We start from the raw sequence: 10,005 nt of genomic DNA, 5'->3' as shown, positions 1-10,005 counted from the left end.
CGACTCGATCATCGACTACCTGAAGTTCGCACGCGACACCGACGACCGCTTCCCGGGCTTCGAGGCGGACATCCACGGACTGCGATTCGATCTCGATGCACAGGGCCACAAGCGCTGGCTGGTCGACTGCATCAAGGAAGGAGCGATGCCATGATTCCGAGTGCGGTCAAGCCGCCGACGATTCCGATCTCTTTCCACCGGAAGCTGAAGGTGGTGGCCATCGTCGACACTGCGAGCCAGCAAATCCGCGAACTGCTGGACGAGATTCGCGCGGATAACTATGAGGTCGAAGTCACAGAGAGCTTCGATCGGGATTTATTCGAGGACTCCTCTGTCGGCGCATACGTTGCCTTGATCGATGGCGAACGTCTGGAGTCGGCAAGAAAGCTGGGGGAGGGGGTGCGCGCCATCGGCTTTCGCACGCCGTTGTGGGCGTTGGCGAATTCGCACAAGATTTCCGATCTCATGGTGGTGGGGCAGGGCGAAGTCGAAGGCTACATCTATCTGGGTCAACAGACGCCGGTTTTCTATGCCAAGCAGATCGTCGCGAGCCTGATCAAGTACGGCATGAGCCTGCTGCCGCCGTTCTTCAAGGGACTGATGTCCTACGACGGCGAGGCCACGATCGCATTCGACTGCCCTGGGCATCAGGGCGGGCAGTTCTACCGCAAATCGCCAGCCGGTCAGATGTTCTTCAGGCACTACGGCGAGAACATCTTCAGGAGCGACCTGTGCAACGCGGATGTGGATCTCGGCGACCTGCTGATTCACGAAGGTACGGCGGTAGACGCGCAGCGGTACGCTGCGCAGGTCTTCGGCGCGGACAAGACCTATTTTGTCCTGAACGGCACGAGCACGTCCAACAAGATCGTTACAAACGCGGTGCTGCGGTTGGGCGACCTGGTGCTGTTCGATCGGAACAACCACAAGTCGCTCCATCAGGGGGCGTTGGTGCAGGCGGGCGCGATCCCTATCTTTCTGCCGACGGCGCGCAATGCGTTCGGCATGATCGGCGCGGTCGACTGGGCTGCGCTCGACGAGGACTACCTGCGCGAGCAGATACGCACGTGCCCGCTGGTGAAGGACAAGGAACGCGCCGATTCGGCGCAGCCCTTCCGGATGGCCTGCATCCAACTGGCAACCTACGACGGCACGGTCTACAACGTGCGCAAGGTGCTCGACAAGGTGGGCCACCTGTGCGAGTACTTCCTCTGGGACGAGGCATGGATTGGCTACAACGCGTTCCATCCGCTGTTCACCGATCACAGTCCGATGCGCTTGGAAAACCTGTCGCCCGAGATGCCGGGCCTGTTTTCCACGCAATCGGTGCACAAGCAGGGGGCGGGCTTCTCCCAGGCGTCTCAGATCCACAAGCGCGACGAGCACATTCGGGGCCAAAAGCGCTTTGTCGAGCACAAGCGCTTCAACGAGTCGTTCCTCATGAACGCATCGACGTCGCCCTTCTATCCGTTGTTCGCATCGCTCGACGTGAATGCGAAAGTGCACGAAGGCAAGGCCGGGGAGATGCTGTGGGATCGGTGCATCGAACTCGCCATCGACACGCGCAAGAAACTGCGCGAGTTCTGCCACCATTTCGAGAAGACCGGCCAGAGCGCCGAGGAGCAATGGTTCTTCGACCCCTTCGTGCCGGACGTGGTGACGATCAAGGGCTCCAACTTCACCGCGGACGCAACGGATGTGCCCTGGGAGGACCTGCCGACGTCCGTTATCAAGCATGAGCAGCAGTGCTGGAATTTCCACCCGCAGGGCACTTGGCACGGCTACAAGGGCTACGCTGAGGGCCAGGCGATGGTCGATCCCAACAAGCTCGCATTGCTGACGCCGGGAATCGACCGCAAGACCGGCGACTACCTGGACTTTGGCGTGCCGGCGACCGTCGTTGCGAACTACCTGCGTGAGCAGCGCATCGTCCCGGAGAAGTGCGACCTCAACAGCATCCTGTTCCTGATGACGCCTGCGGAAGACGAAGGCAAGCTCAACACGCTCATCGCGAAACTCGTCAAGTTCAAGGCGCTTTGGGACCGCGACGCCGCGCTCGCCGAGGTGTTGCCTTCGGTTTGCGCCAACTATAGCGAGCGCTACGCCGGCTACACGCTGCGCCAGGTCTGCAACGAGATGCACGCGTTCTATCGCAAGGCCAACGTCAAGGAACTTCAGCGCCTGTCATTTCGCGCCGAGAGTTTTCCGGAGCTTGCGATGTCGCCTCAAGAGGCCTATCGGGCACTGGTGGGCAATGACGTGGACTACGTGCCGCTGGAGCAGGCCCGGGGCCGGATTTCGGCGACGCTGGCCCTGATCTACCCGCCGGGTATCGGGGTAGTCGTTCCTGGCGAGCGTTGGGATGCCAGGGCACAGCCGATGCTCGATTACTTTTTCGCCTTCGAAGAGTCGTTCAACCGTTTCCCCGGGTTCAACTACGAAGTCCAAGGCGTGTTCCAGGAGCGGGTGGACGGGCGGATCAAGTTCCACACTTACGTGGTGCGGGAGTAGCGCGCGTTCGAAGGGTCGATTGAACCGGAAAGGCAAAAGACAATGTTGAATCCGACAGCTGGTCCGTTGAGGCCTCGTGTGCTGATGGTCGACGATGGCCTGGCCAAGCTCGACACTGCGATTGGTCGTGCGACTGAAGGTCTTGCGCACTCGCTGGAAGCACGCAATATCGAGGTCGTTCGCGCGTTGTCATTGGAGGATGGTTTGGCGATCGTTGGGGCCGACGCATCGCTTCGTGCGGTCCTGCTTAACTGGAATCTCGGTGACGACGGCGCTGACACGCATGCGCAGGCGACCGCGTTGCTGAAGAAACTCGGCGAGCGTCACGCAGATGCCCCCGTCTTCCTGCTTGCCGTGCGCGAGATCGCCAAGACCTCGATCACCATCGAAGCGGTGGAGATGATCGATGAATTCGTGTGGCTGCTGGAGGATACGGCCGACTTCGTTGCAGGCCGCGTGCTTGCCGCGGTCCAACGCTACCAGTCGCAACTGTTGCCGCCTTACGCGCGGGCCATGGCCGCGTACTCGCAGATCCGCGAGCATTCGTGGTCGGCGCCCGGACATCAGGGCGGCATCGCTTTCACCAAGCTCCCTTCCGGGCGCGCGTTCTTCGATTTCATGGGCGAGAACGTCTTTCGCACCGACATGGGCATTGAACGCGGCGTGCTGGGCTCGCTGCTGGATCACACCGGCCCGGTCGCCGAAAGCGAGCGCTATGCCGCGCGAGTGTTCGGCGCGCACCGCAGCTACTCTGGCGTGGTCGGCACCTCGGGTTCGAACCGCAGCATCATGCAGGCCTGCATGAAGGCAGATGACCTCGTGGTGCTCGATCGCAACTGCCACAAGTCGATCGAGCAGGGCCTGATGCTGACCGGTGCGCGGCCGGTCTACATGGTTCCCACGCGCAATCGCTACGGCATCATCGGTCCGATTCCACCCTCGGAGATGGATCCGAAAACCATCCGCGAGAAGGCGAAGACAGGCGCGCTCACGAAAGGCGTCGCGGACAAGAAGCCTGTCTATGCGGTCGTGACCAACAGCACCTACGACGGGCTTTGCTACAACGCGGTGCGTGCGCAGGCGTTGCTCGAAAAATCGAGCGACCGGATCCACTTCGACGAAGCCTGGTACGGCTATGCGCGCTTCAATCCGATGTATGCGGACCATTTCGCGATGCGCGGCGATCCGGCAGCGCACCAGGGTCCGACCGTGTTCGCAACGCATTCGACGCACAAGCTGCTGGCCGCGCTGTCGCAGGCGTCTTACATCCATGTGCGCGACGGCAAGAGTGCGATCAACCACCACCGGTTCAACCAGGCGTACATGATGCACACGACGACGTCGCCGCTCTACAGCATCGTGGCGTCGAACGACATCACCTCGTCCATGATGGACGGCAACGGGGGCCTGTCGCTCACCCAGGAGACGATCCAGGAAGCGGTGGACTTCCGCCAGGCCGTGGGCCGCATCCGGCACCACTTCGAGCAGCGCAAGGACTGGTTCTTCGCACCCTGGAATGTAGACTTGGTGAAAGGAACCAAGGGTCGGCGGGTTCCGTTCCACGAGGCATCCTCGGAATACCTTTGCACGAGCCAGGATCCCTGGATCCTTCGGCCCGGCGACGCATGGCACGGCTTTGGCAACATCGCCGACAACTGGTGCATGCTCGATCCGATCAAGGTCAGCATCCTTGCGCCGGGAATGGGCATCGACGGCAAGCTCGAGAAGACGGGCGTTCCCGCCGCGCTGGTCAATGCGTACTTCAACCGGTTTGGCATCGTCCCGACGCGCGTCACCGATTTCCAGGTGATGTTCCTGTTTTCCATCGGCATCACCAAGGGCAAGTGGGGCACGCTGCTGTCCAACTTGCTGGCATTCAAGCGCGACTACGACGCCAACTGCCCGATCGTCGAGGCGCTGCCGGAGATCGCGGCGCAGTACCCGCAGCGCTACCGCAACGTCGGGATGCACGAACTCGGCGACGAGTTGTTCGAGTACCTGCGCAAGGAGCGCCCGGGCGACCTCCTCAACGATGCCTATGAGAGCCTCCCCGCCGCGGACATGACACCGCGCGAGGCGTATGAACACCTCGTCGACGGCAACGTGGAAGCGGTCCCGGTGGCGAATCTGGGCGGTCGTACCGCGGCCAACGCCGTCATGCCGTATCCCCCCGGCATCCCGATGTTGATGTCGGGTGAGAACTTCGGCAGTGCGAAGTCGCCCCAGATCGGTTATTTACGCAGCATGGAAAGCCGGGAGCGGCAGTTTCCCGGATTCGCCGGTGTCATCGAAGGCGCCGAGATGATCGATGGAACGTATCACGTCCTGTGCGTGAAGAAGTAGTGCACAGCAACACCACGGAGCGACCAGACCATGGCAACAGCACCTGCAAAGAAGATGAACGTGATGCAGCTGACCATCCTGGTTGCTGTGAACATGATGGGCTCCGGCATCATCATGCTGCCGACCAACATGGCCAAGGTCGGGGCGATCTCGCTGCTGTCGTGGATCGTGACGGCACTGGGCTCGATGGCCATCGCCTACGGCTTTGCCCAGGCCGGCCTGTTCAACAACCGACCGGGCGGCATGTCGGCCTATGCGGAGGACGCGCACGGCAAGCCGGGCTACTTCGTCGTCTTCCTGCTCTATTTCTTCTCGCTGGCCATCGGCAACGTCGCGATCGCGATCTCGGCGGTGGGCTATCTGGCCACGTTCTTTCCGGCGATGTCGGCCACTCCGATCGCGACCTGCATCACCGTGATCGCATTGCTCTGGCTGACGACCGTGGCGAATTTCGGCGGTCCTTCCATCACCGGGAAGATCGGCTCGCTGACGGTCTGGGGAGTCATCATCCCGGTGGCGGGGCTGTGCATCATCGGCTGGTTCTGGTTCAAGAGCGACGTCTTCGCGCAGGCCTGGAATCCGAAAGGCATGAGCATCGGCGAGGGATTGGGCTCCAGCATCTCACTCACGCTGTGGGCATTTCTTGGGATGGAGTCTGCGGCCCAGAACTCCGACGCGGTCGAGAATCCGAAGAAGAATGTACCGCTGGCCTGCATGTTCGGCACGCTGGGCGCTGCCGTGATCTACATCCTATCCACCACGGTGATCCAGGGCATCGTGCCCAATCCCGAGCTGGCGAAATCGACCGGGCCCTTCGGGCTGGCCTATGCCCACATGTTCAATCCGACCGTCGGCTCCATCATCATGGCGCTGGCGGTGATTGCCTGCATCGGTTCGCTGCTGGGATGGCAATTCACTATCGGGCAGACCGCCAAGGCCGCGGCCGAAGAACGCATGTTTCCGGCCGTATTCTCGAAACTGAACGGCATGGGCGCGCCGGTGGTGGGCATGACCGTCATGGGTGTGGTGCAGTCGGCACTGGCGCTTTCCACGATCTCGCCTTCCTTGAGCGAACAGTTCAGTGCGCTGGTCAACCTGGCCGTCGTGACCAACGTGCTTCCCTACATCATCGCGTTGTCCGCGCTGACCGTGATGATGCGACGCGCCGGGGCGGACGCATCGGTATTCAAGCGCAATACAGCCGTCGGACTGATCGCGATGCTCTATTCAACCTATGCGCTCTATGCCTCCGGCAAGGATGCGGTGCTTGGGGGAATGATCATCCTGGCATTGACCTACATTGTCTGGGGCTTCATCGCGCCCCGCTTCGCGTCCGGCCAAGTCGTCGTAACACCGGCAGGGGTCGTCAAATGACAGCCACGGAACCCATGCAACCCACGCACCCGATACAAGGAGAGAACATGCACGCCATCTCATGCTCCACCGGGCACCGCAACCTCAGCCGTAGTCGTGGATCGCTGCTGTTGCCCATCGCCACAGCATTGCTGCCTGTACTGGCTCTGTTCTCGCCGTCAACGGCCGCGGCCGGCGCCACGCTGGACCGTATCAAGCAGGCGGGTGTGCTCAAGCTCGGCTATGGGCCTGACGGCCCCTACACGAGCAAGGAAGGCTCGGGCAATCCTGGGGGATTTGCGCTCGATCTTTGCAGGACCGTTGCGGACGGCGTCAAGGCCGACCTCGGCTTGCCTGCGCTCAAGGTGGAGTACGTGCCCCTGCCTCGTGACGCCTCCTTGCGCGCGGTTGTCGAGGGAAAGGTCGATGTTCTATGCGATGTGACGGTGCCGACGACTGCAACGCGCAAGCTGGTGTCCTACTCGATCCCGGTTTTCGCAAGCGGTGTCGGCGCGGTCGTTCGCCGTAGCGCGTCGGATCGGCTCAAGGACATCCTTCTCGGCCGTACCCCGCCCACCGCGCCAAGTTGGCGCGGCAATGCCGACCGGCTGCTGCGCGACAGCACGATTTCTGTGGTGGCGGGCACGCGCGCGGAAACCGTCGTGGCCGACAGACTTGGCGACCTGCAGCTGATCCCCCGCATTGTCCCCGTGAGCGACTACGCGGCAGGTCTCGCGCGGGTGGTCGACGGTCGGTCGAACATCTTCTTCGGCGACAGGGCGATATTGCTCGATGCCATCCGCCGAGGCAACTTTCCAGGCGAGCTGCAGCTGCTCGATCGCTACTTCACGCTCGAGATGGTAGCTTTCGCGTTGCCGCGTGGCGACGAGGATTTGCGTCTTTCGGTGGACACCGCCTTGAGCAAGCTGTTCCGGTCCGACGAATTCCCGGCGGTCTTCGTGAAGTGGTTTGGCCCGCTCGGCCCCAACACGCTGAATTATTTTAGGGTCAGTACCTTGACGGAGTGAGCAAGAAGGCGCTCGTGTGGAGGGGCGCTGCTCTTACGTTCAGAAGCGGGAGACAGTCTCATGGGTCATGAAGTATTGACGTCGCAGCTCACCGTGCTGGTGGTCTATGGTGCCATCGAGGCCGGGACCACGCTGGGCAGGTCGGGAAGCGCCTTGATCGAGAAGTTGCGTACGCGCGGATTCAACGTCATCTCGGCGCGCTCGGTCGACGATGGCGTGTCCGCCATCCGCTCGGACCCGCTGATCGGATGCGTGATCGTGGATGCCGATCTGTCGGAATCGAATGGCGCGGAGGCAGTGCTGAAGGCGTTTCGTGCCCGCAACGATCGGGCGCCGGCCTTCCTGTTCGGGGAGCGCAGCCTGATTCCTGCCATTCCGCTCGCGACGCTGAAGCTGGCCGACGAATTCGTCTGGCTGACCGAAGACACCCCGGCCTTCATCGCGGGCCGCGTGGAAGCGGCGGTCCGGCGCTACCGCGAGAACCTCCTGCCGCCGATGTTTGCGTCCATGCTTGCGCAAGCCAACATGCGCGACTATGCGTTCGGCACGCCCGGCCATCTCGGCGGCACTGCCTTCCTGAAGACGCCGGTGTCCAAGGTGTTCTTCGACTACTTCGGCGAGAACATGTTCCGTTCGGATCTTTCGATCGGGATGGCGGCCGTGGGCTCGCTGCTCGATCACAGCGGGCCGATCGGCGAGAGCGAGAAATATGCGGCGCGCGTGTTCGGCTCGCACCGCTCCTACACCGTCACCAACGGCACGTCGAGCTCGAATCGCATCATCTTCATGGCCAGCCTGACGCAGAACGACATCGCCCTGTGCGACCGCAACTGCCACAAATCGATAGAGCACGGATTGACGATGACCGGTGCGATCCCGGTGTTCCTGGTGCCGCACCGCAATCGCTACGGCATCATCGGCCCGATCTATCCAGAGGACCTGCAGCCGGAAGCACTCAGGAAACGCATCGCGGCGCATGCGCTCGCCGGCTCGGCCAACAGCCCGAAGCCGCGTCACACCATCATCACGAACTCGACCTACGACGGGCTCATCTACAACGTGGCACGCGTGATCGAGATCGGAGCGGACGCCATCGACCGTCTGCATTTCGACGAGGCCTGGTACGCCTACGCACGCTTCAATCCGCTCTACAGCAAGCGTCACGCGATGTTCGGCAATGCCGACGAGTACGCCGATGGCCCGACCCTGTTCGCGACACATTCGACCCACAAGCTGCTGGCGGCGTTCTCCCAGGCTTCGTTCATCCACATTCGCGACGGACGCGATCCGATCGAGCATGTGCGTTTCAACGAGTCGTTCATGATGCATGCGTCGACCTCGCCCTTCTATCCGATCATTGCGTCGAACGAGATTTCGGCGGCGATGATGGATGGCGCGAGTGGCGTCGCCCTCACGACCGAATCCATTCGCGAGGCCGTCAGTTTCCGCCAGACGATGGGACGCATCCAGCGGCAATATGCCGAGGCCGGCGAATGGTTCTTCGGCACGTGGAACGCGCCCGAAGTGACAGATCCCGAGAGCGGCCAGCGCGTCGCATTCGAGGAAGCGCGCGAATCGCTGCTGGTCACGGACCCGGAGTGCTGGGTGCTGCACCCTGGCGAGTCGTGGCACGGGTTCGAAGGGCTCGAGGACGGGTACTGCATGCTGGACCCCATCAAGGTCACGGTGGTCTCGCCCGGCATTGCGATTGACGGCACTTTCGAGGGCCATGGCATTCCAGCGGCGCTGATCTCGGCCTACCTGGTGCGGCACGGCTTCGAGTACGAGAAGACGCAGGACTTCACGATCCTGTTCCTGTTCTCGATCGGCATGACCAAGGCCAAGTGGGGCACGCTGCTGACCACGCTGATCAAGTTCAAGGATGACTACGACGCCAACACGCCGCTCGGCGTGGCCCTGCCGGACCAGGCTGCTGCTGGCGGCGAGCGCTACCACGGCATGGGATTGCGTGACCTGAGCGACGAGATGTTCGAGCACTACAGGACATCGAACCAGATGCACCATTTGCAGGGCGCATTTTCCAGCCTGCCGGCGTCGCAGATGACGCCGGCGGAGGCCTACCGGCGGCTGGTGCGAAACGAGGTGGAGCGTGTCGGTCTCGACGACATGGCACAGCGCATCGTTGCGACGAGCGTGGTGCCGTATCCGCCCGGCATCCCGATGCTGATGCCCGGCGAAAGCGCCGGGGCCGAGGACGGGCCCAACATCGGCTATCTCAAGGCGCTGCGTGCCTGGGACCATCGCTTCCCGGGATTTGGGCATGAGACCCACGGCGTCGAGGTGAAGGACGGCGAGCACTTCATCTATTGCCTGAAACCGTCGCATGTGGCGAATTCGTGAGCGTTTTGAACGATGACGTAATGGCTGGGAGCCTAAAGTTGTTGGTGGACCATTTTTGCCTCTGTGCCGGACTGGGACTCGGAGTCGGTCAAGGCGCCGCGTCAGCGAGGCGACCGCGGCGATGCGGCAATCGCAAGCGAGGGGGACGCAGCAGCGACCAGCCTTCAGGGCGCGTGCCCTGGCGCTGTCGCGATTCGAATCGCGGGGCCGATGCTCAGCGGCGACATCCATCACGCATCCTGTTCATCTGAGTTGGATGTGCTGATAGGCATGGCACTGCGCAACGCCCGGACCCGATGCCCTTGCCATGTCGACGCCGAACGCGCAGCATGAATCGACAACGACATGCCGCGATCGGCAGACCGCTCCCTGGGGATTGATAGCGCCATCAGGGTTCACGGGTTCAATC

General features: G+C 62.3%; 6 protein-coding genes. All 6 read left to right on the top strand.

All coding sequences use genetic code 11. The features are described from left to right. Window positions 1-7 precede the first annotated feature (7 nt). From HB681_RS38885 to HB681_RS36880, 6 genes are read left to right on the top strand one after another with little or no spacing between them, the layout of a single operon-like run. Window positions 8-154: a hypothetical protein gene (locus HB681_RS38885; RefSeq protein WP_345944815.1), complete on the top strand. Its 147-nt coding sequence runs from the start codon at window positions 8-10 to the stop codon at window positions 152-154. Continuing rightward, the gene (gene speC, locus HB681_RS36900; protein ID WP_213959865.1) at window positions 151-2,511 is read left to right on the top strand and encodes an ornithine decarboxylase; all 2,361 of its coding nucleotides are present in this window, start codon (window positions 151-153) and stop codon (window positions 2,509-2,511) included. Before HB681_RS38885 ends, speC begins: the two co-directional genes overlap by 4 nt. 42 nt (window positions 2,512-2,553) lie before the next feature. After that, window positions 2,554-4,854 carry an arginine decarboxylase gene (adiA, locus tag HB681_RS36895; protein WP_213959864.1) on the top strand — a complete coding sequence of 767 codons (2,301 nt, stop codon included), beginning with the start codon at window positions 2,554-2,556 and terminating at the stop codon, window positions 4,852-4,854. A gap of 30 nt (window positions 4,855-4,884) precedes the next feature. Next, on the top strand, window positions 4,885-6,228 hold the full coding sequence (potE, locus tag HB681_RS36890) for a putrescine-ornithine antiporter (protein ID WP_213959863.1): 1,344 nt from the start codon (window positions 4,885-4,887) through the stop codon (window positions 6,226-6,228). A 47-nt stretch (window positions 6,229-6,275) separates the two neighbouring features. Next, window positions 6,276-7,235, top strand: coding sequence for an amino acid ABC transporter substrate-binding protein (locus HB681_RS36885; RefSeq protein WP_213959862.1), 960 nt, complete (start codon window positions 6,276-6,278; stop codon window positions 7,233-7,235). Window positions 7,236-7,295: 60 nt separating this feature from the next. Continuing rightward, a complete protein-coding gene (locus HB681_RS36880; protein ID WP_213959861.1) occupies window positions 7,296-9,596 on the top strand; it encodes an Orn/Lys/Arg decarboxylase N-terminal domain-containing protein in 2,301 nt (766 codons plus the stop codon). Window positions 9,597-10,005: the final 409 nt, after the last annotated feature.

The organism is Variovorax sp. dw_954 (assembly GCF_018449755.1).
In the GTDB taxonomy this organism is placed as follows: Bacteria; Pseudomonadota; Gammaproteobacteria; order Burkholderiales; family Burkholderiaceae_C; genus Variovorax.
The sequence above is the reverse complement of the archived record's forward strand: the minus strand, read 5'-3'. Positions and strand labels throughout refer to the sequence as shown.